The organism is Variovorax sp. 22077, assembly GCF_052044195.1.
Classification (GTDB): Bacteria; Pseudomonadota; Gammaproteobacteria; order Burkholderiales; family Burkholderiaceae_C; genus Variovorax; species Variovorax atrisoli.
In genome coordinates this window covers 1-26,429 of sequence record NZ_JBQEQC010000001.1, presented here as the reverse complement: position 1 = coordinate 26,429, position 26,429 = coordinate 1, and the positions used below count along the sequence as shown (strand labels likewise).

The following is a 26,429-nucleotide window of genomic DNA, read 5'->3' as shown; positions in this document are numbered from 1 at the left end:
TCTTCCAGCAACGCCACAAAAAATTCCGATGAGCAGCAACGTCCACCTCCTCGACCACCCCCTCATCCAGCACAAGCTCACGCTGATGCGCCGCAAGGACGCCTCCACCAACAGCTTCCGCCGGCTCCTCAACGAAATCAGCATGCTGATGGCCTATGAGGTCACGCGCGACATGCCGATGCAGGACATCGAGGTGGAAACGCCGCTGGAGACCATGCAGGCCAAGGTCATCGACGGCAAGAAGCTGGTGCTGGTGTCCATCCTGCGGGCCGGCACCGGCATCCTGGACGGCATGCTCACCGTGGTGCCCGGCGCGCGCGTGGGCCACATCGGCCTGTACCGCGACCCCAAGACGCTGACGGCCGTCGAGTACTACTTCAAGATGCCCGGCGAGATGGAGAACCGCGACGTGATCGTGGTCGACCCGATGCTGGCCACCGGCAACTCGGCCGTGGCCGCGGTCGAGCGCCTGAAGGAACTCAACCCCAAGTCGATCAAGTTCGTCTGCCTGCTGACCTGCCCCGAGGGTGTCTCGACCATGCAGAAGGCGCACCCTGACGTGGCGATCTACACCGCGGCGATCGACCGGGAGCTCAACAGCCACGGGTACATCCTTCCGGGCCTGGGCGACGCGGGCGACCGGATCTTCGGGACGAAGTGAGGCTCGCCCCCCAGGCTGCGCGCACTTCGTGTCGCTTCGCCCACCCCCCTACCGGGGGGCAACACCTGCGGCCCGGCGAAGCCGGTTCCGCGGTGTTCCCGGGATTGGGTTGCTGGGGGTTGGGGCCGTGCCCTCGTCGGGCACGAGGATTGCAGCGCTAGTTCTTTCATCACCAATCGAATCGAGGAGAAGTACCGTGACCGCACGTCGTCAATTGATCATCCGTTCCGTCGCCGTTGCCGCAGCGCTCGCTGCGGTGGGCGCCCCGGGCCTTGCGCTCGCTCAGGCCAAGCTGAAGGTGGCGGCGGTCTACACCGTGCCGTTCGAGCAGCAATGGGTGGGCCGCATCCACAAGGCGCTGAAGGCGGCCGAGGCGCGCGGGGAGATCGAATACAAGGCCACCGAGAACGTGAGCAACGCCGACTACGAGCGCGTGATGCGCGAGTACGCCACGGCCGGCAACCAGCTGATCCTGGGCGAGGTGTTCGGGGTGGAGGCGGCGGCGCGCAAGGTGGCGAAGGACTTTCCGAAGGTGGCCTTCCTGATGGGCTCCTCGCTCAAGCCCCAGGCGCCCAACTTCAGCGTGTTCGACAACTACATCCAGGAGCCCGCCTACCTCAGCGGCATGGTGGCCGGCGGCATGACGAAGAGCAACCGCATCGGCATGGTCGGCGGTTTTCCGATTCCCGAGGTCAACCGGCTGATGAACGCCTTCATGGCCGGCGCGAAGGAAACGAACCCGAAGGTGGAGTTCAGCGTGAGCTTCATCAACAGCTGGTTCGACCCGCCGAAGGCCAAGGAAGCGGCTTTCGCCATGATCGACAAGGGCGCCGACGTGATGTACGCGGAGCGCTTCGGCGTTTCCGATGCCGCCAAGGAAAAGGGCAAGCTCGCCATCGGCAACGTGATCGACACGCAGAGCCAGTACCCCGACACGGTGGTGGCCTCGGCCCTGTGGAACTTCGAGCCGGCGGCCGACCGCGCGATCAAGCTCGTGAAGGAAGGCAAGTTCGCCGCCGAGGACTACGGCATCTACGCGCAGATGAAGTACAAGGGCTCCGAGCTCTCGCCGCTGGGCACCTTCGAGAAGAAGGTCCCGGCCGACATCGTCGCGAAGGTGAAGGCCAAGCAGGCCGACATTCTCTCGGGCAAGTTCACCGTGAAGGTCGACGACTCCCAGCCCAAGTCGACGGCACGATGAAACACACCCCCAGGCCCCGCGCACCTCGTGTCGCTTCGCCCACCCCCTTGCAGGGGGCAACACCTGCGGCCCGGCAGAGCCGGTTCCGCGGTGTTCCCCGAATGGCCGGGAATGTTCTTGCTGCCGCAGCAATCGGGCTCTCGCTGACCGGCTGCGTGGGCGTCTACAAGGGCGGCGCCGTCGCCATCAACAGCAGCACGCGGCTCGACGACACGCCGCGCATCGCGGTGCTGTCGGCCTTCGAGCCCGAGCTGAAGCTGCTGCTCACGCGGCTGCAGGGTCCGGTGAAGCACAGCGTCAATGGCGTGGAATTCACCACCGGCACGCTCGAAGGCAAGCCGGTCGTGCTGTTCCTCTCCGGCATCAGCATGACCAACGCGACGATGAACACGCAGCTGGCGCTCAACCGCTTCCGCGTGACCAACATCGTCTTCAGCGGCATCGCAGGCGGCGTGAACCCGTCGCTGCACGTGGGCGACGTCACCGTGCCGGCGCAGTGGGGCCAGTACCTCGAAGTGCTGATGGCGCGCGAGACCTCTCCCGGCAGGTACACCGCCCCGCCCTTCATCACCGACGCGACGCTGCCCAACTTCGGGATGATGTTCCCGCGCCCGGTCGAGGTGCGTTCGGCGGCGCGGCCGGAGATCCACCGCAAGTTCTGGTTCGAGGCCGACCCGAAGATGCTCGAGGTGGCCCGCAGCATCCGCAACGTCGACCTGGCCAACTGCAGCGCCGGCAAGTGCCTGCCGCGCAAGCCGCAGCTGGTGGTGGGCGGCAACGGCGTCTCGGGCCAGGCCTTCATGGACAACAAGGCCTACCGCGAATACACCTACAAGACCTTCCAGGCCAACGTGCTCGACATGGAGACCGCGGCCGTGGGCATGGTCGCCTACAGCAACGGCGTGCCCTTCATCGCCTTCCGCTCGCTCAGCGACCTCGCGGGCGGCGGCGACGGCGAGAACGAAATGGGCACCTTCATGGGCATCGCGGCGGACAACTCCGCCAAGGTCATGCTGGCCTTCCTGGCCGCCTGGAAGTGACGGCGGCGCCCGCCGGCCTCATCCGACTCGTTCTGCTTCCGGGCATGGACGGCACCGGCGAGCTCTTCGAGCCCCTGGCCCAGGCCATGGAACGGCGAGACGCCATCGACGTCGTGCGCTATCCCGGCACCGAGCCGCTGGGCTATGACGAGCTCGAACGGCTGGTGCGCGCGCAGTTGCCGGCCGGCAAGCCCTTCGTTCTTCTGGGCGAATCCTTCTCGGGACCGCTGGCCATCTCCATCGCGGCGTCTCCGCCGCCGGGGCTGCGCGGCCTGATCCTGTGCTGCAGCTTTGCCCGCCGTCCTGCACCGGGGCTGGCGCTGCTGCGCGGCGGCCTGCTCGAGCTGTCGATGAGGTTCCTGCACTCCGGCCCGATGCGCGGACCGATGCGGCGCATGCTGCTGGGCCGCTTCGCCACGCCGCGCCTCGCGGCCCTGCTGCAGGGTTCGCTGCGGCAGGTGTCGACCGCCGTCATGACGCGCCGCATGAAGGAAGTGCAGCGCGTGAACGTGGTCGACAAGCTTGCGCGGGTGCGCGTGCCCGCGATGTACCTTCAGGCCATGGAGGACCGCATCGTTCCCGACCAGGCCGCCCGTACCATCCAGCATGCGCTGTCGGGCCTTCGCATCGTCCGGCTCGAAGGCCCGCACGGATTGCTGCAGGCCGCGCCCCTAGCCGCCGCCAATGCCATCGACAACTTTTGCCGCGAGCTCGGCAGTTCCGAGCCCGCCATCCCATGAACCCTCTTGTGCTCCGGCTCGGCGGCATCACCAAACGCTTCGGCGCGCTGGTGGCCAATGACGCCATTTCCCTGGACCTGCACGCAGGCGAGGTGCTCGCGCTGCTCGGCGAGAACGGTGCCGGAAAGTCGACGCTGATGTCGATCCTGTTCGGCCACTATGTCGCCGACGAAGGCAGCATCGAAGTCTTCGGCTCGCCGCTGCCGCCGGGCAACCCCAAGGCGGCGCTCGCCGCGGGCGTCGGCATGGTGCACCAGCACTTCACGCTGGCCGACAACCTCAGCGTGCTCGACAACGTGATGATGGGCACCGAACCGCTTTGGCGCCCGGTGTCGCGCCGCGCCGCCGCGCGCGAGCGGCTGCTCGATGTGGCGCGGCGCTTCGGCCTGCCGGTGCAGCCCGATGCGCTCGTCGGCAGCCTCTCGGTCGGAGAACGCCAGCGCGTGGAAATCCTGAAGGCGCTGTACCGCGGCGCGCGCATCCTCATCCTCGACGAGCCGACCGCCGTGCTCACGCCGCAGGAGAGCGAGGCGCTCTTCGCCACGCTCTCGCAAATGGTGGCGCAGGGGCTGTCGGTGATCTTCATCAGCCACAAGCTCGACGAGGTGCTGCGCGTGTCGCACCGCATCGCCGTGCTGCGCGGCGGCAAGCTGGTGGCCGAGGCCTGCACGGCCGACACCACGCAGGCGCAGCTCGCGCTCTGGATGGTCGGGCATGCGGTGGAGGCGCCGAAGCGCCGGCCCGCGAAGTCGGTGGGCGATGCCGTCTGCGTGCTCGACCACGTGAGCACCGCGGCCTCCGCCAAGGGCGACGGGCGCGACCGGCTGCGCGAGGTGTCGCTGACGCTGCGCGCGGGCGAGATCACCGCCATCGCCGGTGTCTCGGGCAACGGGCAGGTCGCGCTGGCCGAGCTGCTGTGCGGCACGCGCCGCGCGACCTCCGGCACGGCCCAGCTCATGGGCCGCGCGCTGCCGCCCTCGCCGGCCCGGCTGGTGCAGCGCGGCGTCGCGCGCATTCCGGAGGACCGTCACGCGGTCGGCGTGGTCGGCGACTTGCCGGTGTGGGAGAACGCGGTGTCGGAGCGGCTGCGAAGCCCCGTGTTCTCGCGCTGGTCGTGGATCGTGAAGCGCGCAGCAGCCCGACTCCACGCCCGGCGCATCGAAAAGGCGTTCGACGTGCGCGGAGCCGGCCTGATGGCGCCGGCTCGCTCGCTCTCGGGCGGGAACATGCAGAAACTGATTCTTGGACGCGCCCTGCTGGCGCCCGAACAACCCGAACCCGACTCCAGCCAGGACAAGGCCGACAGGAAGCACCCCAACCGAGCCCCGCGCCTGATCGTCGCGCACCAGCCCACCTGGGGCCTGGACATCGGCGCCGTCGCCTATGTGCAGCAGCAGCTGATCGCCGCCCGCGACGCGGGGGCAGCCGTGCTGGTGATTTCCGACGACCTCGACGAAGTGCTCGCGCTGGGCGACCGCGTGGCCGTGATGCACGGCGGCCGCCTGGGCGAAGCGCGCCCTGCCGCGGCATGGACGCGCGAGGCCATCGGGCTGGCCATGGCCGGCGCGACGTCGGCATCCCACGCCAAGGGAGCTTCGTCATGATGCGGCTCGAACGACGCCACGAGACCTCGCGCATGGCGCTGGTGCTCGCCCCCGTCGGCGCGATCGTCTTCACGATGGCGATCAGCGCGCTGCTGGTGCTTTGGGCCGGCGCGCCGATCGGCCGCACCTATGCGCTGCTGCTGCAAGGCGGCTTCGGATCGGTGTTCGCGTGGAGCGAGACGCTCACGCGGGCGATCCCGCTGATCCTCACCGGGCTGGCTGCCACCGTCGCCTTCAAGGCGCGGCTCTTCAACATCGGTGCGGAAGGCCAGCTCTACGCCGGCGCGCTGGCTGCCGTGGCAGTGGGCGGCATGCATGGCGGCACCGGCTTCGAGCTGTCGCCGTGGCTGCTCTTCCCGCTGATGATGCTGGCCGCCGCCATTGCCGGCGCGCTGATGCTGCTGGGTCCGGCGCTCATGAAGAACCGGCTGGGCGTGGACGAGGTCGTCACCACGCTGCTGATCAACTTCATCGTGCTGCTGGGCGTGTCGGCGCTGCTCGACGGGCCGATGAAGGACCCGACGGCCATGGGCTGGCCACAGAGCGTGTCGCTGCAGTCCGACCTCGAACTGGGCAAGCTCGTCGCGCAGACGCGGGTTCATACCGGCTTGCTCTGGGCGGTGTCGCTGGCGGTGATGGTGTGGGCGATCTTCAAGTACACGGTGCTGGGCTTCGACATCCGCGCCGTGGGCGCGAACGCGCGCGCCGCCGCCTTCGCGGGCGTGCCGGTGACGCGCACGGTGGTGATGGTGGCGCTGCTCTCGGGCGCGCTGGCCGGGCTGGCGGGCGCCATCGAGGTGGCGGGCCGCACCAGCTACGTCACGCTCGACATGTCGCCGGGCTACGGCTACACCGGCATCGTGATCGCGATGCTGGCGGGGCTGCATCCGCTGGGCGTGATCGCCGCCGCGGTGTTCGTGGCCGGTGTGCTCGTGGGCGCCGACACCATGAGCCGTGCGGTGGGCGTGCCGACCTACATCGCCGACGTGATCGTCGCGGCCTCGCTGATCGCGGTGCTGGTGGCGACGCTGCTCACGCAGTACCGGGTGAGGATGACGAAATGACGGCAGCCTTCGCATCTTCTGCCTTGCTCCTTCCCCCGCTGCGGGAAGGCTGGGATGGGGGCATCGGAGTCCCCATCGAGCGCCGCTTGCCCCCACCCCGGCCCTCCCCCGGAAGGCGAGGGAGAAATACGCAATGACCGACCTCCTGGACATTCTTTCCAACGCCGCCTTCTGGGTCGCGGTGCTGCGCATCGCCACGCCGCTCATCCTGGGTACGCTCGGCGTGCTGCTGTGCGAGCGCGCGGGCGTGCTCAACCTCGGCATCGAGGGGATCATGGTCGCAGGCGCCTTCACCGGCTGGCTCGCGGTCTATGCCGGTGCGCCGCTGTGGGTGGGCGTGGGGGTGGCCGCGCTCGCGGGCATGGTGTTCGGGCTGCTGCATGCCTTCCTGACCGTCGGGCTGGCGCTTTCGCAGCACGTCTCGGGGCTGGGCATCACCCTGCTGGCGACCGCGCTGAGCTACTTCGGCTATCGCGTGAGCTTTCCGAAGGTGAACACGCCGCCTACCATCACGCCCTTCGCACCGATGGACTGGCTGCCCATTCCCATCCTGGGTGCGCAGACCGCGCTCACCCTGTTCGCGCTGCTGCTGGTGCCGGCGGTGGGCTGGGTGCTGTACCGCACGCCGCTGGGCCTCGCGCTGCGCATGGCCGGCGAGAACCCGCAGGCCGCCGAGAGCCAGGGCGTGTCGGTCGCCGCCACGCGCACCGGCGCCATCGTCGCGGGCTCGGCGCTGATGGGCATGGCGGGCTCCTTTCTCACGCTGTCGGCCTTCAACGCCTTCTTCTTCAACATGGTGAACGGCCGCGGCTGGATCTGCGTGGCGCTGGTGGTGTTCGCCTCGTGGCGGCCGGGCAAGGCCCTGCTGGGCGCGCTGCTGTTCGCTTTCTTCGATGCGCTTCAGCTGCGGCTGCAACAATCGGGCGACGCCGTGCTGCCCTACCAGATCTACCTGATGCTGCCCTACCTGCTGTCGATCCTGGCGCTGGTGCTGGTGGCGCGCAAGGCAAGCTACCCGCAGGCGTTGATGAAACCGTACCGCAAGGGGGAACGCTGATGACCACGAGGACCGCCGCCGCCGCGCGAGGCGCCCTGCTCACGGCGCTGCTGGCTCTGTTGACCATGGGCAGCAACGGCGCTCGCGCACTCGGCATGAACTACGGCTACGAGGCCTTCAGCACGGCCGACGCCGTGACCTGGGTGCAGATGTGCGGCACCTGGGGCAAGGACCACCAGGGCACCTACCGCGTGGTGCACGCCGAGCAGTACGCCCAGTCGTTCCTCTACGTGCAGTGGATGAGCCGCGACGCCAACGGCAGCCTGCGCGCGGAGCACACGGTCGCCATCGCCGAACTCGACAACGACCATGCGGAGATTTCGCTGTCCGACCTCACCTGCCGCGCCACGCCGCGCGGCATCGTCGTCACCGCCAAGGCCGACTCGGGACACGACGAGAAGCTGCGCCGCGTGACCATCGAGGTCGGGCCTGCGCCGGGGCAATACCGGTACCGGGCGCAGAACTCGCGCTGAAGCGGCCGAGGCGGACAGCCGAATGGATACGGTGCTGCACCTGGACACGGCAAGCGGGCGGCTGTCGGCGGCCGGGATCATCGTCGACACCGACACCCGTGCAGACGACCTGCCCGCGCACTTCACGAAAAGAGCCGAAACCGCCCATGTCGAGGGACAGCTCGTGGATTGCGTATTCGCCCGGGCAGCGGCAACCTCGGGCGACATGACGGTGCAGCTCCAGCTGCGTTTCGAGAAAGAACTGCTCGTGAGCTGCTTCCTCACGCTCACGACCCCCGCCCTTCGCAAGCTGGAAGACGCCGACTTCTACGGCAGCGTCGACCAGCGCCATCGCTTCCACGAGCGCTGGCTGGCCACCATGGGCGTTGCCCGCCGCCCGGCCGGATTCCACTGGGGCAGCATCGGCGTCGCCCGCGACCGCAGCGACTACGTGTATATCTACCTCCACAACCTGAACAACCGCTGGGCCCATCGGCACCAGCCCTCGCCGCAGTGAGCGGGACAATCCCGCTGACCGATCGACCACAGAACACGCAAAGGCCGCCACGATGCTCGACCTCCTCATCACCAACGCCACCCTCCCCGACGGCCGCACCGGCATGTCGGTCGCCGTGCAGGACGGGTGCATCGCCGAAGTCACGCCCGGGCTCGATGCGCCGGCGCACGAAAAGCTCGACGCCCAGGGCCTGCTGCTCTCGCCCCACTTCGTCGACCCGCATTTCCACATGGACGCCACGCTGAGCTACGGCCTGCCGCGCGTCAACCAGAGCGGCACGCTGCTCGAAGGCATCGCGCTGTGGGGCGAGCTGAAGCCCCTGCTGACGGCCGACGCGCTCATCGAGCGCGCGCTGGCCTATTGCGACTGGGCGGTGGCCAAGGGGCTGCTGGCGGTGCGCTCGCATGTGGATACGAGCGACCCGAGCCTGCTGGCGGTCGATGCGCTGCTGGAGGTCCGGCGCAAGGTGGCGCCGTATCTCGATCTTCAGTTGGTCGCCTTTCCGCAGGACGGCGTGCTGCGCTCGCCCGGCGGCGTCGAGAACCTTGAGCGCGCCCTCGACAAGGGCGTGGACGTGGTCGGCGGCATCCCGCACTTCGAGCGCACCATGGCGGATGGCGCCGCCAGCGTGAAGCTGCTGTGCGAGATCGCGGCCGACCGGGGCAAGCTGGTCGACATGCACTGCGACGAGTCGGACGACCCGCTCTCGCGCCACATCGAGACGCTGGCCTTCGAGACGCAGCGCCTGGCGCTGCAGGGCCGCGTGACGGGCTCGCACTGCACCTCGATGCACTCGATGGACAACTACTATGTGAGCAAGCTGCTGCCGCTGATCGCCGAAAGCGGCGTGTCGGTGGTCTCCAACCCGCTCATCAACATCACGCTGCAGGGCCGCCACGACACCTACCCCAAGCGCCGCGGCATGACGCGCGTGCCGGAGCTCTTGGCCGCCGGCGTGAACGTCGCCTTCGGCCACGACTGCGTGATGGACCCCTGGTACGGCATGGGCTCGGGCGACATGCTCGAAGTGGCGCACATGGGCCTGCACGTGGCGCAGATGACCAGCCAGGAAGGCATCCGCCAGTGCTTCGAGGCGGTGACGACCAATGCCGCGCGCGTGATGCACCTGGAGAACTACGGCCTCGAGGCCGGCTGCGACGCCAGCTTCGTGCTGCTGCAGGCGCGCGACCCGGTCGAGGCGATCCGCCTGCGCGCCGCACGGCTCAAGGTGTTCCGCAAGGGCCGCCTGCTGGCCGAAACGCCGGCTGCCACGGCCAGCCTGCACCTTCCCGGCCGTGGCGAATCGACGAGCTGGATGGTGCCGAAGCCCCAGGACTGAATCAGAAAGCTACGTGCCGCCCTGCGCGATCTGCATCGGCAGACGCAGCCGTGCATGCAGGCCGGCACCGGGCGGCGTCTCGAGTTCGAGCCGCCCGCCGTGCGCCTGCGCGATGCGCTGCACGATCGCCAGCCCCAGCCCCGCGCCGGCCACGCCGCCGCGCTCCGCACGACCGCGGCGAAAAGCCTGCCTGAGCGCGTCGGCCTCGCCGGGTTCGATGCCATCGCCGCCGTCGATGACCTCGACGACGATCTCGTCGCCATCCACGCGGGTCGACAGGATGACCGGAGGTCTGCCATGCCGCCAGGCGTTCTCGATCAGGTTGCCGATGGCGCGCCGCATGGCCTGCGGGCGCAAGGCGACAGTGGGCACGTCGCCCAGTTGCAGGACCAGGAGGCGGCCATGGTCGGCACCGGCGGCAGCCAGCGAACACACCATGTCGTCCAGCGACGTAGCCACCGGCCTCTCGTCCCCCTCGCCTCTCGCGAAATCGAGGAACTGGCCCACGATGGCGTCCATTTCCTCCACGCTGCGGGTCATGCTGCTCACGAGTTCGGGTTCCATGCGCTCGCGCAGTATTTCAACTCCCAGGCGTAGCTTGGTGAGCGGTGTGCGAAGGTCGTGGGAGATGCCGGCCAGCATCAAGGCGCGCTCGCGCTCGGTCTGGCGAAGGCTGCTGACCAGTTGATTGAAGCTGCGACTCACGGTTGCCACTTCGGTGGGGCCGTCTTCGGGCAACGGCACGGGCTCATAACCGCCAGCCAGGGTCTGCGCGGCCTGCACCACGCGCACCAGCGGCCTGTTGAGCCGGCGCTGGAACCACAGCGCTCCCGCCAGGGCGAGCAGCGCGCTGCCTATCGACACCGCCACCAGCGCCCCCGTGAACTCGCGCGCCGGCAGCACACCGGGCATCACGATCCAGTGCTCGCTGCCGTCGACCATCAGCCGCAGCGCGAGGCCGCCGTCTTCCTCGCGGCGCCAGACGGCATCGACACCGAGGCTGGAGATGCGCGCCGACACCGAGCGCACGAAGCTGCGCTCCAGCGGCGTGAGCATCGGGCGCAGTCCTTCGCCTGCCCGCCTTGCGCGATCGGCCCGGCCAGCCAGCGCCTGGCGATTGAAGCCATCGACGAAGGCCGGCCGCTGCGCGGGCGGCAGCGCCAGCAGGCCGGAGCGGATCGCATCGACGTTGCGCGCCACGCTTTCAGCGATCTGGTCCAGGCGGGGCTTGAGCACCATCTCGCGAAGCAGCAGCGCGCCGCCAAGCTGGCCCAGCACGATCAGCACGACGATCAGCAGCGCGTTACGCCCGAACAGGCTGCGGGGAAAGAGCCTCATGGCACGAACAGGTAGCCCACGCCCCAGACGGTGCGGATGTGGCGCGGCTGGGCGGAGTCAGCCTCGATCAGCTTGCGCAGCCGCATCACCTGCACGTCGATGCTGCGGTCGGTCGCTTCATGGTCGCGGCCATGGGCCAGTTCGATCAGGCGCTCGCGGCCCAGGGGCCGGTTGGCGTTGAGCGCCAGCGCCTGCAGCAGGGCGAATTCGCCGGTGGTCAGCGCAATGTTCTCCTTCGATCCGTCCGATTCGCGTTCGAGGCGCCGCTCTCCGACGTGCAGCGTGAACACGCCGAAGCGCACGCTTTCCTGCGAGGACGCGGGTCCGCCATGCGCACCCAGCATGCGCTGGCGGCGCACCAGCGCCTGAATGCGCGCCAGCAGTTCGCGCGGGTTGAAAGGCTTGGGCAGATAGTCGTCGGCGCCCATCTCGAGGCCGACGATACGGTCGACCGGGTCGCCGCGCGCGGTGAGCATCAGGATGGGAATGGTCTCGCCCTGGGCACGCAGCCGGCGGCACACGGCCAGCCCGTCCTCCCCCGGCATCATGACGTCCAGCACCAGTACGTCGAAGCGCTCGCGCGCCAGCAGCTTGTCGAGCGGCAGGGCGCTCTCGACGGTGCGCACGGCATAGCCCTGGTCGCCAAGGTAGCGCTGCAGCAACGCGCGCAGGTCGGCTTCGTCGTCGGCAATCAGGATGCGGGCCAGCGCTTCGGTCATGCGGCGGATCGTAACGGCGGTCGCCCTGCCCGGTCGCGCGGGAAATCATGACAAACGATGACAAGGCCCGCAGGAGCGCTCACGGATTGTCATGAACGGGCCTGGCCGCGCCATGGATGGCTCACATCTCGCGGCCACAGTCACCGCAACGGCCCCGCGCGGTGCGGAGCCGGCACCGCAAGGAGTCCCGAACATGAAGCGCGTTCTTTCCCTGTCCACCTTCGCCGTGCTGGCCGGCGCCATGCTCGCATCCGGCTCGCCCGCCGATGCGGATGCGGCCAGCCGGCATGTGGTGCGGCCCAACTCGGCGGGCGGCGCCACCGCCACCAACATGCGAGCGGTACGCGGGCCCTACGGAGGCTACGCCGCACGCGCAGGCTCGACTTCCGTCAACCCCGACGGCTCGGCCAGCCACCGCAGCGGCTTTGCAGCAGCCGGCGCACGCGGCAGCGTGGAAAGCAGTGGAAGCGCGAGCCGCGACGCATCGGGCAACGTGACCCAGAGCCGCAGCACCACGGCCACCAGCGCCGTCACCGGCAACAGCGTGCAGAGCAGCACCAGCTACAGCAGCGGCAGCGGCCTGACGCACAGCGCCACCTGCTACAGCGCGGCCGGCGCGGTCATCCCCTGCCGTTGATGCCGGAGAGAAAAGCCATGAAGACATGCCACGTCCTCCTTCTGGCACTCGCGACGGCATCGTTCGCCGCCTGCGCCCAGACACCCGATGCAGGCCGCGCCGCGCAGATGCGCACCGAGCTGCACAGGCGTTTCGGCGCCGCAGACATCGACGCCGACGGGCGCCTCACCCGTGACGAAGCCCGCGGCAGGATGCCTTGGGTCTACCGCAATTTCGACGCCATCGACAGAGCCCGCGCGGGCAGCGTGACGACGGAGCAGATAGAGGCCTACGCCATGACCCAGCAACCCCGCGCACGGCAAAAATAGCACCATGGCCTTCGATTTGATCCGTGATTCGATGGGTCCCGCCATCGGCATCTGGCTGACCGGCCTGCTCGTCTTCGTGCTCGCGGCGGCCACGCTGGAAGGCCTGGTCCAGAGCTTCGTGCGGCGCCAGTCCTACGACTGGCGCGCCTATGGCGCCTCGCTCGCCGACGCGGTGGGCCGGCGAGCGGTCGACGCGCTGGGCCTGTCGATTGCCGCGCCGGTGCTGACCTGGGCGCATGCGCACCGGGTCGACACCATTTCGCTGTCGACGCCGGCGGCCTTCGCACTGCTCTTCGTGGGGCAGGAGTTCTGCTACTACTGGTATCACCGCGCGGCGCACCGGGTGCGCTGGTTCTGGGCCACGCACGCGGTGCACCACTCGCCCAACGAACTCACGCTGGCCGCCGCACTGCGCCTGGGCTGGACAGGCAAGCTCACCGGCACCGCGCTGTTCTTCGCGCCGCTCGTGTGGCTGGGCTTTCCGCCGGTGGCGGTGGTGGCAACCCTCGCCGCCAACCTGCTCTACCAGTTCTGGCTGCACGCACCGTGGATGCCTCGCCTGGGGCCGCTCGAATGGGTGCTGAACACGCCAGCGCACCACAAGGTGCACCATGCGTCGAACCCGGAATACCTCGACCGCAACTACGGCGGCGTGCTGATCGTGTTCGACAGGATGTTCGGCACCTTCGCACAGGAAAGAGGCGACGTGCGGCTGCGCTATGGCCTGACCACGCCGCTGCTCACGCACAACCCGCTGCGCATCGCATTCCACGAATGGGCGAACCTGGGCCGCGACCTCTGGCGAGCCAAGGGGTGGCGCGCGAAAATCTCTGCCCTTTTCGGTCCCCCGGGAGCCCTGTCATGACTCGTTTGTTGCGGATCTGCGCAGCCTGGCTGTGCATGACGGCTTTCTTGCCCGCGACGGCGCAGCCGTCCGGTTCGCCTGTCGCACAGCCGGACGTGCGCCTGCTGGCCAACCAGCCCTACGGCCCCGATCCGCGCCAGCGCATGGATGTCTACCTGCCGCCGAAGATGCAGCAAGGTGCCCCGATGCTCTTGATGGTCCACGGCGGTGCCTGGATGTTCGGCGACAAGGCGGCCGCATCGGTGGTCGACCGGAAGGTCGAGCACTGGGTGCGCGAGCAGGGTTTCATCCTGGTCTCGGTGAGCTACCGCTTCGTGCCGCAGGTCGACGTGATGCAGCAGGCGCAGGACGTCGCACGTGCCGTCGCCACCGCGCAGGCGAACGCGCCTTCGTGGGGCGGTGATGCCGGCCGCATCGTGCTCATGGGCCACTCGGCCGGCGCGCATCTCGCGGCGCTGGTCAGCGCATCGCCTTCCATTGCCCGCCAGCAAGGCGCCCGCCCCTGGCTCGGCACCGTGGCACTCGACAGTGCGGCGCTCGATACGGCCGAACTGATGCAGCGCCGGCACATGCCCTTCTACGACCGCGTGTTCGGCGGCGATCCGGCCTTCTGGCGCAGCGTGTCGCCCACCGACGCACTGGCTTCCGGCGCGCCGCCGATGCTGCTGGTGTGCTCGACCCAGCGCCGCGATGGCTCCTGCGCTCAGGCGAGGCAGTTCGCGGCGCGCATCGCGGCGACAGGCGGCCGTGCCGAGGTGGCGCCGGAAGATCTCTCGCACGCGCAGATCAACGCCGAGCTGGGGCTGCCGGGCGCCTACACCACCACAGTGGATGCCTTCGTCCGCTCGCTGCTCAAGGCATCGGGCCGAAGCTAGGCGAGCTCCTGCGCCAGCGCCGTCAGCGCCTCGCCGACCGGGCGCTCGACCTTCAGCGAGAGAAGCGGATCGGCCCGGGTGCGCCCCAGGTTCACTGCCGCCACCGGCTTGCCCGCCGCGGCCGCCGCCTGCACGAAGCGGAAGCCCGAATAGACCATCAGCGACGAGCCGGCGACGAGCACCGCATCGGCCTCCTCCAGCGCGGCGAAGGCGGCGGTGACGCGCTCCTTCGGCACGCTTTCACCGAAGAACACCACATCGGGCTTGAGCAGGCCGCCGCAGTGCGGACAGGCCGGCACGTCGAAGTCGGAGAAATCACGGCCGTCGAGGTCGGCGTCGCCGTCGGGCGCGGCGCGGGCTTCCAGCTCGGCCCAGCGCGGATTGCGCCGCCGCAGTTCGAGCTGCAGTTCTGCGCGCGGCGTGCGCCGCTCGCAGCCCATGCAGCGCACGGTGTCGATGCGCCCGTGCAGGTCGATGGCACCGCGGCTGCCGGCAGCCTCGTGCAGGCCGTCGACGTTCTGCGTGAGCAGCAGGCCGACGCGGCCCGCCTCGCCCAGCCGCGCCAGTGCGTGGTGCGCGGCACCCGGGCGGGCACCCGCCATCGTCGGCCAGCCGATCAGGCTGCGCGCCCAGTAGCGCTTGCGCGTGGATTCCTCGCCCATGAAGGCCTGGTAGGTGACCGGCGACGGACGTTTCCATTCGCCATCGACGTCGCGGTAGTCGGGAATGCCCGATTCGGTGCTGCAGCCCGCGCCGGTGAGCACGAAGAGCTTGCGGTGGCGCGTGGCGAAGTCGGCGAGCCCGGCATAGGCAGCAGGGTTGGCGGCGAGGTTGGCGGACATGCAGCGAGCATAAGTCGGCGGCCCGATTCCTGCTAAAGCCCTGGCTCTTGCCCGTCGCCGGAGAACGCCATGAACCACCACTCAAGCCCCCATCGCCCTACGCGGCGCGCTGCGATGCAGATCCTTGCCGCAGGCCTCGCCGGCGCAGCCCTGCCCGCCTTCGCCCAGTGGCCCGACCGGGCCATCAAGATCATCGTGACCTTCCCGCCCGGCGGCTCCAGCGACGTGCTCGCCCGCGTGATGGCGGAACAGCTCGCGAAGAAGCTGGGGCAGCCCGTGGTGGTCGACAACAAGCCCGGCGCGGGCGGCACCATCGGCGGCGCGCTGGTGGCGTCCTCACCGGCCGACGGCTACACGCTGATGCTGTCGAACACCACGCCGATCGCGCTCGGCCCATTCACGCTCGACAAGCTGCCCTACGACCCCGTCACGGGCTTCACCCATGTCGCCTACCTCGGGGCGGCGCCGCTGGTGATCATGGCGAGCAAGGGCTCCGGCCTCAAGACCTTCGCCGACTTCGAGGCGCTGGCGCGCAAGGAAGGCCGCATCGACTTCGGCTCGGGCGGGCCCGGGTCCATCGGGCACATCCACGGCGAGCTGCTGAAGAAGATCACCGGGATCAACATGGTGCACGTGCCCTATCGCGGCGGTGCGCCGATGAGCACCGACCTCATCGCCAACACCATCCCGGTGGGTATCGACGTCATCACCTCGTACGTTCCCTTCTTCAAGAGCGGCCAGCTGGTGCCGCTGGCCGTGACGGGCACGCAGCGTTCGCCGCTGATGCCGGAGGTGCCGACGATGGTCGAGCTGCGTCAGCCGAAGCTGGTGCTGGAGAACTTCTTCGGCCTCTCGGGGCCGGCCAAGCTGCCGCCGGACGTGGTGGCGCGCCTCAATGCCGCATGCAACGAGGTGCTGGCCATGCCCGATATCCAGAAGAAGCTGACCGAGCTGGGCATCGTCGCGAAACCGGAGTCGGTGGCCGTGTTCAACGGCTTCGTGAAGGAGCAGGTCGAAGTGCTCGGGCCGACGGTCAAGGGCGCCGGCATCAAGCTGTAGCCTCGCGGCCGCTCGGGCAGCCCCCAGAGCCCTTCAGAAGCGGACGCAGACGGCCTGCCTCTCCTGCAGCACCGCCTCCTGTGCGAATCGCTGGCGGTAGGTGCCCACGATGGTTGCGATGGCCGCGTCGTCCTTCTCGCTGCGGGCGTGCAGCAGCACCACCAGCTTGGAGCGCTCGCGCACGGCCTCGCCGGACATGCCGCGCCACTGGCCCGCCGCGTCGATCACCGTGAGCCCCTTGGGAAAGGCCGGCGTCACCGCGCTGTCCAGGAAGGCGGTCCATTCGGCATCGGAGACCTGGCCACCCGAGGGAATGGCACGGCCGAAGTACAGCGTGTCGCGCTCGAAGGCCTCGAAGCCGCTTGCGCAGGCGTTCGCGCCAACTGGCGCGGGCGGCAGGCTCCCGCACCCGGCGAGCGCGATCGCCGCCGCGGCGGCCGCCAGCGCGGCACGGCCGGGAGAAAGGATGGTTGCCGTCGTCGTTGTCATGCAAACACCTCGGTGCGTCGACCTCACTCAGCCCGGCAGCAGGACCAGCGGCGCCGGCTGGCCCTCGCCCGGCGGCTGGCCGCGGTCGAGCAGCCTCCAGCCGGGACTCCAGCGCGAAAGGCGGTTCTCGGCAACGGCCTCCTCCAGCATCGACTGGGCAGCGTCCGGGTGCTGCCAGTCGAGCGCCAGCGTGCGCAGGTCCCAGTCCCACCAGGGGCAGGCAAGGATGCGCTCCACCAGCGCGTCCGGAAAACGCCGGCGGATGACCCGCGCGGGCACGCCGCCCACCACGGTGAACGGCTCCACATCGTGCGTCACCACGGCGCCCGCGCCGATCACCGCGCCGTCGCCGATGGTGATGCCGCTCTTGAGGCTCACGCGCGAGCCGATCCACACGTCGTTGCCGATGGTCACCGGCGAGTGCGAAGCGAACTGCCCGACGGACTGGTGCCGGTAGGGCTCCGGAAAATTCGGCGCGTAGGCCAGCATGTGCGTGGTGAACCAGTCGGCCGGATGGTCGGACAGGGTCTGCACGCCGTCGCCGATCGAGCAATAGCGCCCCATGCGAACGTCGACGAGCAGCACGCCGGGCGAGATGCTCGAATAGGCGCCGATGGAGCAGCTGGCATGCAGCTGCGCCGAATGCCAGATGCGCACCGGCGTCTCGAAGCGCAACGGCGTCGGCAGCAGGCAGCCTTCGGAGAGGAAGAGCCCGTAGCTTTCGAGCCCCTTCGACAGTTCCGCGTTGATCGTCAGGCTCATGGGCTGGGCGCTCCGCTGTGTCGTTGCGTCGATCAGGCCTCGGGCGCGATGGCCTCGGCGTATTCGTAGAGCGCGCCGAGGATCTCCTCCCCGCGCTCGTCGGCGTTCTCGGAGAGCGCGTCGACCTCGCTGAACAGCATCTCGATGGTGCGTGCGCCGCCCTCGCCCTTGAAGAGCCTGGCGACGCGCAGCGCTTCCCAGCGCTCGGTCTCGTCCTCGTTCAGCAGTTCGGGCCAGTTGCGGGCGCGGTAGCGGAAGAGGAGTTCTTCGAGCCGTCCGTCGTCGAAGCCGGTGCGGTCCTTGGCCAGTTCCTCGGGCGAGAGGCCGCGCAACTGGTTCAGGCGTCGCCGGTCGGCATTGCCGACGAAGCCGCCGTACAGGTCCTCGTCGACGTCGGGCGTGGCCTCCTTGGGGCGGGCATATACCTGCGACCAGATCGCGCTCATGTCGGGCAGGTCGCGCGCGATGGCCGCGTGGCGCATCGCCGCCTCCAGGTCGACGCCCCAGCGCTCGGCCATGGGCGCCGCGAGCGTGCGCAGGTTGCCGACGACCATCGGCGACTTGTTGAGGTGCACGCCCTTGACCGGCAGGCGCACCACACCCTCGGGCAGGTCCGCGGTGCGGGTGAAGAGGCGCAGCCGCAGCGTCTCGACGTCGATGTCGCGCAGTTCGCTCGGGTCGTGGGCCAGGTCCCAGGCCAGCAGCTCGTTCTTGTTGGTGGGATGGCTCGCCAGCGGCCACATCACGGCGAGGCAGCCGCGCTCGACCGGGAACATGCCCGAGACATGCAGGAAGGGCTTCGCGGTCTCGCGCGTCGCGGGCAGGCCGAGTTCGGTGGCGACGCGGTCCTTCCTGTGCAGGCCGAAGGCGAAGTCGAACAGCTTGGGCTGCTTGCTGCGGATGAGGCGGGCCAGCGCGATGGTGGCGCGCACGTCGGACAAGGCATCGTGTGCCGACTCGTGCAGCAGGCCGTTGGCACGCGCCAGGTCTTCGAGCTTGAAGCTGGGCTTGCCGTCTTCCTTCTTCGGCCACTCGATGCCGTCGGGGCGTAGCGCATAGGTGAGGCGCACCACGTCGAGCAGGTCCCAGCGGCCGCATTCGTTCTGCCATTCGCGGGCGTACGGATCGATCAGGTTGCGCCAGAAGAGGAAGCGCGTGACCTCGTCGTCGAAGCGGATGGTGTTGTAGCCCACGCCGATGGTGCCGGGCTGCGAGAAGGCGCGCTCGATCTGCGCGGCGAACTCATGCTCGGGAACGCCACGCTCCAGGCACAGCTGCGGCGTGATGCCGGTGATCAGGCAGGCTTCGGGGCTGGGCAGGTAGTCCGGCGCGGGCTTGCAGTAGATCATCAGCGGCTCGCCGACCTCGTTGAGCTCCGCGTCGGTGCGCACGGCCGCGAACTGCGACGGACGGTCGCGGCGCGGCACCGCGCCGAAGGTTTCGTAGTCGTGCCAGAGAAAAGTGTGGTTCATTCAGAGCAGGGGTGAAAACAGGCGCGCGATGGCGTCGCCGAGGCGGCGCCAGAAACCCTGGCGCCGGTTGGCGCGCACCGCGCCGGAACTGTGCAGGTCGGTCTCGAACTGCGCCGCCAGCGGACGCGTCAGCTCGGGGCCGTAAACCACCGCGCTGACCTCGAAGTTGAGGCGAAAGCTGCGGTTGTCGAAGTTGGCGGTGCCGATCATCGCGCAATGATCGTCCACCACCAGGGTCTTGGAATGCAGCATGCGCGCCTTGTACTCCCATACCTTCACGCCGGCAGCGATCAGCTCGTCGAAGTACGACCGCGCGGCGGCGCTCACGACGGCCGAGTCGCTGCGGCGCGGCACCAGCAGGCGCACGTCGACGCCGCGCAGCGCAGCGCTCGTGAGCGCCATCAGTGCCGGCTCGCCGGGCACGAAGTACGGCGTGGTGAGCCAGGCTCGGTGCGTGGCCGAATGGATGGCCTCGACGTGCATGCGGTGTATGGCTTCCATCGGACTGTCGGGGCCGCTCGTGACGATCTGCACCGGAATGTGGCCGGCCTCCAGCTGCGGCAGCATGTCGTTGAGCGCGTCGTCCATGCCGCGCGGGTCTTCGCCGGTGGCGTAGGTCCAGTCTTCAAGGAAGGTGGTCTGCAGCCAGCGCACGGCACTGCCTTCGATGCGCAGGTGCACGTCGTGGTAGGCGTCGGGGTTGGTGCGCTTGTCTTCCTCGTCGGTGATGTTCACGCCGCCGGTGAAGCCGACACGGCCGTCGCACACCACGATCTTGCGGTGGGTGCGGTAGTTGGTCACCGGGCGCAGTCGCCGGCCGATCTTGGTGTCATGGAAGAGCGCCACCTTGATGCCGGCCTCCAGCATGGGCGCCATGAACTTGCGGCCGATGCGCTTGGAGCCCAGCGCATCGATCAGCAGGCGCACCGTGACGCCCTCTCTCGCACGCTCGATGAGCAGGTCGCGCAGCGCGGTGCCGATGCGGTCTGGCTCGAAGATGTAGTACTCGAGGTGGATGTGGTCCTGCGCGGCGCGAACGGCATCGAAGATCGCATCGAAGGTGCGTGCGCCGCCCGAGAGCAGCTCGACGTCGAGCGCGCTCGACACCGGCAGCCCGCAGGTCGCGGTGCCGAGCTTGGCCATCTGCTGCAGCGCGGGCGGCGCGTTCTGAGCCGCGTCGCGCAGCCTTGCCAGGTCGGCCTGCGAGGAGGCGCTGGCGCGGCTGCGCAGGCGCTTCAGGCGCTGCTTCTTCAGCCGCTGCGGCCCGAGGAAGTAATAGACGACGAACCCCGCGAACGGCAGCAGCGCCAGCGAGAGGATCCAGCTCATCGTCGACACCGGCGCGCGCTTCTGCATCACGATCCAGACCGACAGCACCGCGATGTAGCCGCTCCACGCGAGGGAGAGGCCGGTTTTCCATTCGTTGCTGAGTTCGGGGAGGATCAAGGCGGGAAGGCGGCTGGGACGGCGATTCGATATGGACGGGCCCAAAGAAAAAGGCCGGTAGCGATGCTACCGGCCTTTGGCTTCATTTCAGGAACCGCAAGCGATCAGCCTGCCGCTGCTTCCTCGGCTTCAGGCTTCGACTTGCCTTCCTTCTTCGGAAGCGGCTGGATGTCCAGCAGCACTTCGTCCTTGTCGTCGAGATCGACTTCGAGGCGACCACCGTCGGTGAGGCGTCCGAACAGCAGCTCGTCGGCCAGTGCACGGCGGATCGTGTCCTGGATCAGACGCTGCATCGGCCGTGCGCCCATCAGCGGATCGAAGCCCTTCTTCGCCAGGTGCTTGCGCAGCTTGTCGCTGAAGGTGACTTCCACCTTCTTCTCGCTGAGCTGGGTTTCCAGCTGCAGCAGGAACTTGTCGACCACGCGCAGGATGACCTGTTCGTCGAGCGCCTTGAAGTTGACGATGGCGTCCAGCCGGTTGCGGAACTCGGGCGAGAACAAGCGCTTGATGTCGCCCATTTCGTCGCCGGCCTGCCTCGGGTTGGTGAAGCCGATGGTCGCCTTGTTCATGGTCTCGGCACCCGCGTTCGTCGTCATGATGATGATGACGTTGCGGAAGTCGGCCTTGCGCCCGTTGTTGTCGGTCAGCGTGCCATGGTCCATGACCTGCAGCAGCACGTTGAAGATGTCCGGATGCGCCTTCTCGATCTCGTCGAGCAGCAGCACCGCGTGCGGCTTCTTCGTGATGGCTTCGGTCAGCAGACCGCCCTGGTCGAACCCGACATAGCCCGGAGGCGCGCCGATCAGGCGGCTCACCGCATGCCGTTCCATGTATTCCGACATGTCGAAGCGGATCAGCTCGATGCCCATGATGTAGGCGAGCTGCTTCGCGGCTTCGGTCTTGCCGACACCGGTGGGACCGGAGAACAGGAACGAGCCGATCGGCTTGTCGCCCTTGCCCAGGCCCGAGCGAGCCATCTTGACCGCCGAGGCGAGCACTTCGAGCGCCTTGTCCTGGCCGAACACCACGCTCTTGAGGTCGCGCTCGATGGTCTGCAGCTTGCTGCGGTCGTCATTGCTGACGTTGGCAGGGGGAATGCGCGCGATCTTCGCAACGATTTCCTCGACTTCGCTCTTGCTGATGGTCTTCTTGCGCTTGCTCGGCGGCAGGATGCGCTGGGCGGCGCCGGCCTCGTCGATGACGTCGATCGCCTTGTCGGGCAGGTGACGATCATTGATGTACTTGGCGCTGAGCTCGGCCGCAGCCTGCAGGGCCGCCACGGCGTACTTCACGCCATGGTGCTCCTCGAAGCGCGACTTCAGCCCCTTCAGGATGTCGACGGTCTCCTGCACCGACGGCTCGACCACGTCGACCTTCTGGAAACGACGCGACAGGGCCGCGTCCTTTTCGAAGATGCCGCGATACTCCGTGAAGGTGGTCGCGCCGATGCACTTGAGCTGGCCGCTGGAAAGCGCCGGCTTGAGCAGGTTCGACGCATCGAGCGTGCCGCCCGAGGCTGCGCCCGCACCGATCAGGGTGTGGATCTCGTCGATGAAGAGGATGGCATTCGGCTTGTCCTTGAGCGACTTGAGCACGCCCTTGAGGCGCTGCTCGAAATCACCGCGATACTTGGTGCCGGCCAGCAGCGCGCCCATGTCGAGCGAGAACACGTTCGACTCGGCCAGGATCTCCGGCACGTCGCCTTGCGTGATGCGCCATGCGAGGCCCTCGGCGATCGCGGTCTTGCCCACGCCGGCCTCGCCGACCAGCAGCGGGTTGTTCTTGCGCCGACGGCACAGGATCTGGATGACGCGCTCGACCTCGTACTCGCGGCCGATCAGCGGATCGATCTTGCCGTCCTTGGCCATCTGGTTGAGGTTCTGGGTGAACTGCTCGAGCGGCGAAGCCTTCTCGTTGCGCTCGCCGCCGCCCTCCTCGCCTTCACCCGAGGGAGCTTCGCCGCTGCCCTTGACGGCTTCCGGCGGATCGCTCTTCTTGATGCCGTGGGCGATGAAGTTCACCACGTCGAGGCGGGTGACGCCCTGCTGGTGCAGGTAGTACACGGCGTGCGAGTCCTTCTCACCGAAGATCGCAACCAGCACGTTGGCGCCGGTGACTTCCTTCTTGCCGTTTCCGGTGGACTGCACATGCATGATGGCGCGCTGGATCACGCGCTGGAAACCCAGGGTGGGCTGGGTGTCGACATCGTCGGTACCCGCCACCTGGGGCGTGTTGTCCTTGATGAAGTTGGTGAGCGACGCCCGCAGGTCGTCAACGTTGGCCGAGCAGGCGCGCAGAACTTCCGCGGCGCTCGGGTTGTCCAGCAAAGCGAGCAGCAGATGCTCCACGGTGATGAACTCGTGGCGCTGCTGCCGGGCCTCGACGAAGGCCATGTGCAAGCTGACTTCCAGTTCCTGGGCAATCATGTGATTTCCTTTTGCCTTGCTGTAAATAAGTTCTCAGATGGGTTGGAGCTTGCGCAATTCAACTGGTTCATGCAACAGGTTCGCTGATGCATTGGAGCGGATGCCCCGCCTGCTGGGCGGCCTCCATGACCTGATTGACCTTGGTGGCCGCCATGTCGCGGGAATAAACCCCACAGACGCCCCGGCCATCGAGGTGGATCTTGAGCATGATCTGGGTAGCGGTTTCGCGATCCTTGCTGAAATATTCCTGCAGCACGACGATCACGAACTCCATCGGCGTGTAGTCGTCGTTGAGCATCACCACCTGGTACATCTGCGGCGGCGCGGTTCTTTGCGGCCGGCGCTCGATGACCACCGAATCTCCATCGTCCCCGGCCGGTTTCTGCGCCGGCGGAGTGCCTGGAGTCTTTGGAATTCTCGTTGCCATGAAAATCATTCTATAGAGCGTGCAAGCGCCGTGCCGAGCAAAAAAACGTGGTGGCGCCTATCCGACAATTCAAGGGGTTTGCGGCGCTTGCGACAGTATTCCCCCAAGGCGGCGCCGCGAAGAGTTTTAGGCAAAAAACCCGGCGAAAACCCTGATTGAAGACGCAATAAAAAGCCCTTGAATTCCTTCCGGAAGTTCAAGGGCCCGCCGTGTGCGGCCACGACGCCCGCGGCGCCGGGACGCGAAGCAATTACATGTTGTCGATCATCACCTGGCCGAAGCCCGAGCAGCTCACCTGTGTCGCACCCTCCATCAGGCGGGCGAAGTCATAGGTGACCTTCTTGCTGGCGATGGACTTCTCCATCGAGCTGATGATCAGGTCGGCGGCTTCCTTCCAGCCCATGTGGCGCAGCATCATTTCGGCCGAGAGAATCTCGGAACCGGGATTCACATAGTCCTTGCCGGCGTACTTGGGGGCCGTGCCATGGGTGGCCTCGAACATCGCGACGGTGTCGCTCATGTTCGCACCCGGGGCGATGCCGATGCCGCCGACCTGGGCCGCCAGGGCGTCGGACACGTAGTCGCCATTGAGGTTGAGCGTGGCGATCACGCTGTATTCGGCGGGACGCAGCAGGATCTGTTGCAGGAAGGCATCGGCGATGCTGTCCTTGACGGTGATTTCCTTGCCCGTCTTCGGGTTCTTGAACTTCATCCACGGGCCGCCGTCGATCAGTTCCGCACCGAACTCCTTCGCGGCCAGGCCGTAGCCCCAGTCGCGGAAGCTGCCTTCGGTGAACTTCATGATGTTGCCCTTGTGCACCAGGGTGACGCTGGGCTTGTCGTTGTCGATGGCGTATTGCAGCGCCTTGCGCACGAGGCGCTCCGTGCCCTCCCGCGACACCGGCTTGACACCAAGGCCCGAGGTCTCGGGGAAGCGGATCTTCTTGACCCCCATCTCCTCCTGCAGGAACTTGATGAGCTTCTTCGCCTTCTCGCTTTCGGCCTCGAACTCGATGCCGGCATAGATGTCCTCCGAGTTCTCGCGGAAGATCACCATGTTGGTCTTGTGCGGCTCGCGCACCGGGCTGGGAACGCCTTCGAAATACTGGATGGGGCGCAGGCACACGTAGAGGTCGAGCTCCTGGCGCAGCGCCACATTCAGCGACCGGATGCCGCCGCCGACCGGCGTGGTCAGCGGCCCCTTGATGGAAACCACGTAGTCGCGCACGGCTTGCAGCGTTTCCTCGGGGAGCCAGACATCGGGGCCATAGACCTTGGTCGATTTCTCGCCGGCGTAGACCTCCATCCAGTGGATCTTCTTCTTGCCGCCATAGGCCTTGGCCACCGCGGCATCCACCACCTTCAGCATCACCGGAGTGATATCGAGTCCGGTGCCGTCACCCTCGATGAAAGGAATGATCGGTTGGTCAGGCACATTGAGAGAGTTGTCGGCGTTGACCGTGATCTTCTGGCCTTCGGTCGGGACTTTGATGTGCTGATAACTGGTCATGAAGGGAGGCGGCTCCGGGATTGACGTACTTTTGACAACTGTCAGCGAATTCAGACACGGCGCGCATTCCGCTGTACAGCCGGCGAACAAATCGCTGTACATTTTAGACGCAACCCATCAGCAAGCGTTTGTCAACCGACGGCCCGACGGCGTCGTTAGTGGCTGACCTTCTGCTCGCCGGGAGGCGTTTCCAACCAATTCTCGATAGAGGAATCATCAATGAGCAAAATTCTCGCAGTCATGATCGCCGGCCTGTTCGCCGCTGGCGCTTACGCCCAGAACCCGGCCGGCACGACGCCCGAGCAAGGCAACGCCACCAACAGCAAGTCGCAGCAACGCGCCGAAGCCAAGAAGGCTGCCAAGCCCGCTGGCCAGGTCAAGGCTCCGGCCGGCGACGAAGCCAAGACCCCCGAAGGCGGCGCCATCGGTGCCGACAAGGCTGCAGCCTCCGGCGAGAAGCGCGCTGAAACCCGCGACCAGCGTCGTCGCAACAAGGACGGCAGCATCAAGCGCAAGTCGACCCAAGGCGGCACCCCGAAGTAATTCGGCCTGCCCCGCAAAAGAAGCGCTCTTCGGAGCGCTTTTTTTTCGCCTGAAGTGTTCACGTTGGTGTCAACCGTGCGCAGTGGCCTCCGTTGAATGTCTACCTTCCGCAGGGAGGGCAATCCAGATCAACGAATTTCAAAGGATATGTTCATGAACAAGCTGCTCGCAGCCCTGGTCGCCGGTCTCTTCGCAGTCGGCGCTTTCGCTCAACAAGCCGAACCCGCTCCGGCTGCTCCCGCTCCCGCCAAGGCTGCCAAGCACGCTTCGGCCAAGAAGCACGCAGCCAAGAAGCACAAGGTTCGCCACGTGGCCAAGGCCCACACGGCCGCTGCCAAGAAGGTGTAAGCTTCCACGCTCACCGGCAATGCCCGCATCAGCGGGCATTTTTATTGGCATTTTTAAATCGAGGCCGGGCCCTGGCCCCGCCCTGAAAGAGTCGTCCGATGCTCAAGCGTCTCGCCGTACTGCTTCCCCTGCTCCTCGCATCCGCATCGTTCATGGTGCCGGCCCATGCCCAGCAGCAACCCCAGACCGATCTGCCGCGTACGCAACTGTCGATCGGGCTCTACAAGATCGACGCGCAGGTCGCGCAGACTCCGCTGCAACGTGAAATCGGACTGATGTTCCGCAAGGAAATGCCGCAGGCCGAGGGCATGATCTTCGTGTTCGAGCAGCCTGCGACGCAATGCTTCTGGATGCGCAACACGATCCTGCCGCTGACCGCCGCGTTCGTGGCAGACGACGGCCGCATCGTGAATCTGGCCGACATGCAGCCCATGACCGAGAACACGCATTGCTCGCAGGAGCCGGTGCGCTACGTGCTCGAAATGAACCAGGGATGGTTCGCCAAGAAGAACATCAAGAAGGGCGCGAAGATCGGCGGGGAGCTGTTCGCGGCCGGCAAACGATGAGTGTCTGCCGTCCATAGCCAACAAAAGCCGACCCAAGGTCGGCTTTTTCGTTTTCGGCAGAACGGGGGATCAGCCGAAGTTCTTGGCGGCGAAGTCCCAGTTGACCAGCTTGGCCAGGAAGG

At 67.5% G+C, this 26,429-nt stretch carries 28 protein-coding genes; 18 read left to right on the top strand and 10 right to left on the bottom strand.

Annotated features, from left to right (window positions below):
• Nucleotides 1-28 precede the first annotated feature (28 nt).
• From upp to ACTJLF_RS00095, 10 genes are all read left to right on the top strand, one after another.
• Nucleotides 29-661 carry a uracil phosphoribosyltransferase gene (gene upp / locus ACTJLF_RS00140; protein WP_019652493.1) on the top strand — a complete coding sequence of 211 codons (633 nt, stop codon included), beginning with the start codon at nucleotides 29-31 and terminating at the stop codon, nucleotides 659-661.
• Nucleotides 662-857: 196 nt separating this feature from the next.
• Nucleotides 858-1,862: a BMP family protein gene (locus ACTJLF_RS00135; RefSeq protein WP_132751100.1), complete on the top strand. Its 1,005-nt coding sequence runs from the start codon at nucleotides 858-860 to the stop codon at nucleotides 1,860-1,862.
• Nucleotides 1,863-1,963: 101 nt separating this feature from the next.
• Entirely contained in the window at nucleotides 1,964-2,902 is a 939-nt protein-coding gene (locus ACTJLF_RS00130; protein ID WP_440882243.1) for a 5'-methylthioadenosine/S-adenosylhomocysteine nucleosidase, read from the top strand.
• A 44-nt stretch (nucleotides 2,903-2,946) separates the two neighbouring features.
• Nucleotides 2,947-3,642 (top strand): alpha/beta fold hydrolase, encoded by a 696-nt coding sequence (locus ACTJLF_RS00125; RefSeq protein WP_440882242.1) that lies wholly within the window; start codon nucleotides 2,947-2,949, stop codon nucleotides 3,640-3,642.
• Nucleotides 3,639-5,246: an ABC transporter ATP-binding protein gene (locus ACTJLF_RS00120; protein WP_440882241.1), complete on the top strand. Its 1,608-nt coding sequence runs from the start codon at nucleotides 3,639-3,641 to the stop codon at nucleotides 5,244-5,246. Before ACTJLF_RS00125 ends, ACTJLF_RS00120 begins: the two co-directional genes overlap by 4 nt.
• Nucleotides 5,246-6,310, top strand: coding sequence for an ABC transporter permease (locus ACTJLF_RS00115; RefSeq protein WP_440882423.1), 1,065 nt, complete (start codon nucleotides 5,246-5,248; stop codon nucleotides 6,308-6,310). The genes ACTJLF_RS00120 and ACTJLF_RS00115 overlap by 1 nt, the downstream gene beginning before the upstream one ends.
• 133 nt (nucleotides 6,311-6,443) lie before the next feature.
• Nucleotides 6,444-7,367, top strand: a complete 924-nt coding sequence (locus tag ACTJLF_RS00110; protein WP_019652487.1) for an ABC transporter permease — start codon at nucleotides 6,444-6,446, stop codon at nucleotides 7,365-7,367.
• Nucleotides 7,367-7,840: a hypothetical protein gene (locus ACTJLF_RS00105; protein ID WP_440882240.1), complete on the top strand. Its 474-nt coding sequence runs from the start codon at nucleotides 7,367-7,369 to the stop codon at nucleotides 7,838-7,840. Before ACTJLF_RS00110 ends, ACTJLF_RS00105 begins: the two co-directional genes overlap by 1 nt.
• A gap of 22 nt (nucleotides 7,841-7,862) precedes the next feature.
• Complete coding sequence (locus ACTJLF_RS00100) at nucleotides 7,863-8,336, top strand: hypothetical protein (protein ID WP_440882239.1); 474 nt, start codon at nucleotides 7,863-7,865, stop codon at nucleotides 8,334-8,336.
• A 52-nt stretch (nucleotides 8,337-8,388) separates the two neighbouring features.
• Nucleotides 8,389-9,675, top strand: coding sequence for an amidohydrolase family protein (locus tag ACTJLF_RS00095; RefSeq protein ID WP_440882238.1), 1,287 nt, complete (start codon nucleotides 8,389-8,391; stop codon nucleotides 9,673-9,675).
• A gap of 9 nt (nucleotides 9,676-9,684) precedes the next feature.
• Here the strand turns inward: ACTJLF_RS00095 and ACTJLF_RS00090 are convergent, their stop codons facing one another.
• The gene (locus ACTJLF_RS00090; RefSeq protein WP_440882237.1) at nucleotides 9,685-11,013 is read right to left on the bottom strand and encodes an ATP-binding protein; all 1,329 of its coding nucleotides are present in this window, start codon (nucleotides 11,011-11,013) and stop codon (nucleotides 9,685-9,687) included.
• Nucleotides 11,010-11,732: an osmolarity response regulator transcription factor OmpR gene (gene ompR / locus ACTJLF_RS00085; RefSeq protein WP_126181937.1), complete on the bottom strand. Its 723-nt coding sequence runs from the start codon at nucleotides 11,730-11,732 to the stop codon at nucleotides 11,010-11,012. The genes ACTJLF_RS00090 and ompR overlap by 4 nt, the downstream gene beginning before the upstream one ends.
• Before the next feature lie 193 nt (nucleotides 11,733-11,925).
• On the opposite strand from ompR, the gene ACTJLF_RS00080 reads away from it, so the two are divergent.
• From ACTJLF_RS00080 to ACTJLF_RS00065, 4 genes are read left to right on the top strand one after another with little or no spacing between them, the layout of a single operon-like run.
• The gene (locus ACTJLF_RS00080; RefSeq protein ID WP_126181938.1) at nucleotides 11,926-12,369 is read left to right on the top strand and encodes a hypothetical protein; all 444 of its coding nucleotides are present in this window, start codon (nucleotides 11,926-11,928) and stop codon (nucleotides 12,367-12,369) included.
• Nucleotides 12,370-12,386: 17 nt separating this feature from the next.
• The gene (locus ACTJLF_RS00075) at nucleotides 12,387-12,677 is read left to right on the top strand and encodes a hypothetical protein (RefSeq protein ID WP_440882236.1); all 291 of its coding nucleotides are present in this window, start codon (nucleotides 12,387-12,389) and stop codon (nucleotides 12,675-12,677) included.
• Nucleotides 12,678-12,681: 4 nt separating this feature from the next.
• Complete coding sequence (locus ACTJLF_RS00070) at nucleotides 12,682-13,542, top strand: sterol desaturase family protein (protein ID WP_440882235.1); 861 nt, start codon at nucleotides 12,682-12,684, stop codon at nucleotides 13,540-13,542.
• A gap of 35 nt (nucleotides 13,543-13,577) precedes the next feature.
• The gene (locus ACTJLF_RS00065) at nucleotides 13,578-14,417 is read left to right on the top strand and encodes an alpha/beta hydrolase (RefSeq protein WP_440882234.1); all 840 of its coding nucleotides are present in this window, start codon (nucleotides 13,578-13,580) and stop codon (nucleotides 14,415-14,417) included.
• On the opposite strand, the gene ACTJLF_RS00060 is transcribed toward ACTJLF_RS00065, so the two are convergent.
• Complete coding sequence (locus ACTJLF_RS00060; RefSeq protein WP_126181941.1) at nucleotides 14,414-15,259, bottom strand: NAD-dependent protein deacetylase; 846 nt, start codon at nucleotides 15,257-15,259, stop codon at nucleotides 14,414-14,416. The two genes, ACTJLF_RS00065 and ACTJLF_RS00060, sit on opposite strands and share 4 nt — an antisense overlap.
• A gap of 69 nt (nucleotides 15,260-15,328) precedes the next feature.
• On the opposite strand from ACTJLF_RS00060, the gene ACTJLF_RS00055 reads away from it, so the two are divergent.
• Nucleotides 15,329-16,318 carry a Bug family tripartite tricarboxylate transporter substrate binding protein gene (locus tag ACTJLF_RS00055; protein WP_440882233.1) on the top strand — a complete coding sequence of 330 codons (990 nt, stop codon included), beginning with the start codon at nucleotides 15,329-15,331 and terminating at the stop codon, nucleotides 16,316-16,318.
• Between the two features lie 33 nt (nucleotides 16,319-16,351).
• On the opposite strand, the gene ACTJLF_RS00050 is transcribed toward ACTJLF_RS00055, so the two are convergent.
• From ACTJLF_RS00050 to icd, 7 genes are all read right to left on the bottom strand, one after another.
• Complete coding sequence (locus tag ACTJLF_RS00050) at nucleotides 16,352-16,807, bottom strand: DUF3574 domain-containing protein (RefSeq protein ID WP_440882232.1); 456 nt, start codon at nucleotides 16,805-16,807, stop codon at nucleotides 16,352-16,354.
• Between the two features lie 27 nt (nucleotides 16,808-16,834).
• Nucleotides 16,835-17,569: a CatB-related O-acetyltransferase gene (locus ACTJLF_RS00045; protein ID WP_165924452.1), complete on the bottom strand. Its 735-nt coding sequence runs from the start codon at nucleotides 17,567-17,569 to the stop codon at nucleotides 16,835-16,837.
• A gap of 32 nt (nucleotides 17,570-17,601) precedes the next feature.
• Entirely contained in the window at nucleotides 17,602-19,041 is a 1,440-nt protein-coding gene (gene sbcB / locus ACTJLF_RS00040) for an exodeoxyribonuclease I (protein WP_132751113.1), read from the bottom strand.
• Entirely contained in the window at nucleotides 19,042-20,487 is a 1,446-nt protein-coding gene (gene cls / locus ACTJLF_RS00035; RefSeq protein WP_126181946.1) for a cardiolipin synthase, read from the bottom strand.
• Nucleotides 20,488-20,591: 104 nt separating this feature from the next.
• Nucleotides 20,592-22,913, bottom strand: coding sequence for an ATP-dependent Clp protease ATP-binding subunit ClpA (clpA, locus tag ACTJLF_RS00030; protein WP_019652472.1), 2,322 nt, complete (start codon nucleotides 22,911-22,913; stop codon nucleotides 20,592-20,594).
• Between the two features lie 67 nt (nucleotides 22,914-22,980).
• Nucleotides 22,981-23,340: an ATP-dependent Clp protease adapter ClpS gene (gene clpS / locus ACTJLF_RS00025; protein ID WP_038113980.1), complete on the bottom strand. Its 360-nt coding sequence runs from the start codon at nucleotides 23,338-23,340 to the stop codon at nucleotides 22,981-22,983.
• Between the two features lie 250 nt (nucleotides 23,341-23,590).
• Nucleotides 23,591-24,850, bottom strand: a complete 1,260-nt coding sequence (icd, locus tag ACTJLF_RS00020; protein WP_019652470.1) for an NADP-dependent isocitrate dehydrogenase — start codon at nucleotides 24,848-24,850, stop codon at nucleotides 23,591-23,593.
• Nucleotides 24,851-25,069: 219 nt separating this feature from the next.
• Here icd and ACTJLF_RS00015 point away from each other — a divergent pair, with 219 nt between their 5' ends.
• The 3 genes from ACTJLF_RS00015 (at nucleotide 25,070) to ACTJLF_RS00005 (ending at nucleotide 26,307) form a co-directional block, all read left to right on the top strand.
• Nucleotides 25,070-25,393: a hypothetical protein gene (locus ACTJLF_RS00015; protein WP_019652469.1), complete on the top strand. Its 324-nt coding sequence runs from the start codon at nucleotides 25,070-25,072 to the stop codon at nucleotides 25,391-25,393.
• A 153-nt stretch (nucleotides 25,394-25,546) separates the two neighbouring features.
• Nucleotides 25,547-25,741, top strand: coding sequence for a hypothetical protein (locus tag ACTJLF_RS00010; RefSeq protein WP_026346157.1), 195 nt, complete (start codon nucleotides 25,547-25,549; stop codon nucleotides 25,739-25,741).
• 98 nt (nucleotides 25,742-25,839) lie between these two features.
• Nucleotides 25,840-26,307: a DUF192 domain-containing protein gene (locus ACTJLF_RS00005; RefSeq protein WP_019652467.1), complete on the top strand. Its 468-nt coding sequence runs from the start codon at nucleotides 25,840-25,842 to the stop codon at nucleotides 26,305-26,307.
• The last annotated feature ends 122 nt before the right edge of the window (nucleotides 26,308-26,429 follow it).

Excerpts from the sequence above, each read along its gene's own strand:
- ACTJLF_RS00080 (WP_126181938.1), top strand. The coding sequence starts at position 11,926 with ATGAAGCGCGTTCTTTCCCTGTCCACCTTCGCCGTGCTGGCCGGCGCC.
- ACTJLF_RS00130 (WP_440882243.1), top strand. The coding sequence starts at position 1,964 with ATGGCCGGGAATGTTCTTGCTGCCGCAGCAATCGGGCTCTCGCTGACC.
- sbcB (WP_132751113.1), bottom strand. The coding sequence starts at position 19,041 with ATGAACCACACTTTTCTCTGGCACGACTACGAAACCTTCGGCGCGGTG.
- ACTJLF_RS00100 (WP_440882239.1), top strand. The coding sequence starts at position 7,863 with ATGGATACGGTGCTGCACCTGGACACGGCAAGCGGGCGGCTGTCGGCG.
- ACTJLF_RS00070 (WP_440882235.1), top strand. The coding sequence starts at position 12,682 with ATGGCCTTCGATTTGATCCGTGATTCGATGGGTCCCGCCATCGGCATC.
- ACTJLF_RS00115 (WP_440882423.1), top strand. The coding sequence starts at position 5,246 with ATGCGGCTCGAACGACGCCACGAGACCTCGCGCATGGCGCTGGTGCTC.
- ACTJLF_RS00055 (WP_440882233.1), top strand. The coding sequence starts at position 15,329 with ATGAACCACCACTCAAGCCCCCATCGCCCTACGCGGCGCGCTGCGATG.
- ACTJLF_RS00090 (WP_440882237.1), bottom strand. The coding sequence starts at position 11,013 with ATGAGGCTCTTTCCCCGCAGCCTGTTCGGGCGTAACGCGCTGCTGATC.
- ACTJLF_RS00050 (WP_440882232.1), bottom strand. The coding sequence starts at position 16,807 with ATGACAACGACGACGGCAACCATCCTTTCTCCCGGCCGTGCCGCGCTG.
- ACTJLF_RS00075 (WP_440882236.1), top strand. The coding sequence starts at position 12,387 with ATGAAGACATGCCACGTCCTCCTTCTGGCACTCGCGACGGCATCGTTC.
- ACTJLF_RS00010 (WP_026346157.1), top strand. The coding sequence starts at position 25,547 with ATGAACAAGCTGCTCGCAGCCCTGGTCGCCGGTCTCTTCGCAGTCGGC.
- ACTJLF_RS00005 (WP_019652467.1), top strand. The coding sequence starts at position 25,840 with ATGCTCAAGCGTCTCGCCGTACTGCTTCCCCTGCTCCTCGCATCCGCA.
- ACTJLF_RS00060 (WP_126181941.1), bottom strand. The coding sequence starts at position 15,259 with ATGTCCGCCAACCTCGCCGCCAACCCTGCTGCCTATGCCGGGCTCGCC.
- ACTJLF_RS00015 (WP_019652469.1), top strand. The coding sequence starts at position 25,070 with ATGAGCAAAATTCTCGCAGTCATGATCGCCGGCCTGTTCGCCGCTGGC.
- ACTJLF_RS00110 (WP_019652487.1), top strand. The coding sequence starts at position 6,444 with ATGACCGACCTCCTGGACATTCTTTCCAACGCCGCCTTCTGGGTCGCG.
- ACTJLF_RS00125 (WP_440882242.1), top strand. The coding sequence starts at position 2,947 with ATGGACGGCACCGGCGAGCTCTTCGAGCCCCTGGCCCAGGCCATGGAA.
- ACTJLF_RS00105 (WP_440882240.1), top strand. The coding sequence starts at position 7,367 with ATGACCACGAGGACCGCCGCCGCCGCGCGAGGCGCCCTGCTCACGGCG.
- clpA (WP_019652472.1), bottom strand. The coding sequence starts at position 22,913 with ATGATTGCCCAGGAACTGGAAGTCAGCTTGCACATGGCCTTCGTCGAG.
- ACTJLF_RS00065 (WP_440882234.1), top strand. The coding sequence starts at position 13,578 with ATGACGGCTTTCTTGCCCGCGACGGCGCAGCCGTCCGGTTCGCCTGTC.
- ACTJLF_RS00095 (WP_440882238.1), top strand. The coding sequence starts at position 8,389 with ATGCTCGACCTCCTCATCACCAACGCCACCCTCCCCGACGGCCGCACC.
- ompR (WP_126181937.1), bottom strand. The coding sequence starts at position 11,732 with ATGACCGAAGCGCTGGCCCGCATCCTGATTGCCGACGACGAAGCCGAC.
- clpS (WP_038113980.1), bottom strand. The coding sequence starts at position 23,340 with ATGGCAACGAGAATTCCAAAGACTCCAGGCACTCCGCCGGCGCAGAAA.
- upp (WP_019652493.1), top strand. The coding sequence starts at position 29 with ATGAGCAGCAACGTCCACCTCCTCGACCACCCCCTCATCCAGCACAAG.
- icd (WP_019652470.1), bottom strand. The coding sequence starts at position 24,850 with ATGACCAGTTATCAGCACATCAAAGTCCCGACCGAAGGCCAGAAGATC.
- ACTJLF_RS00120 (WP_440882241.1), top strand. The coding sequence starts at position 3,639 with ATGAACCCTCTTGTGCTCCGGCTCGGCGGCATCACCAAACGCTTCGGC.
- ACTJLF_RS00045 (WP_165924452.1), bottom strand. The coding sequence starts at position 17,569 with ATGAGCCTGACGATCAACGCGGAACTGTCGAAGGGGCTCGAAAGCTAC.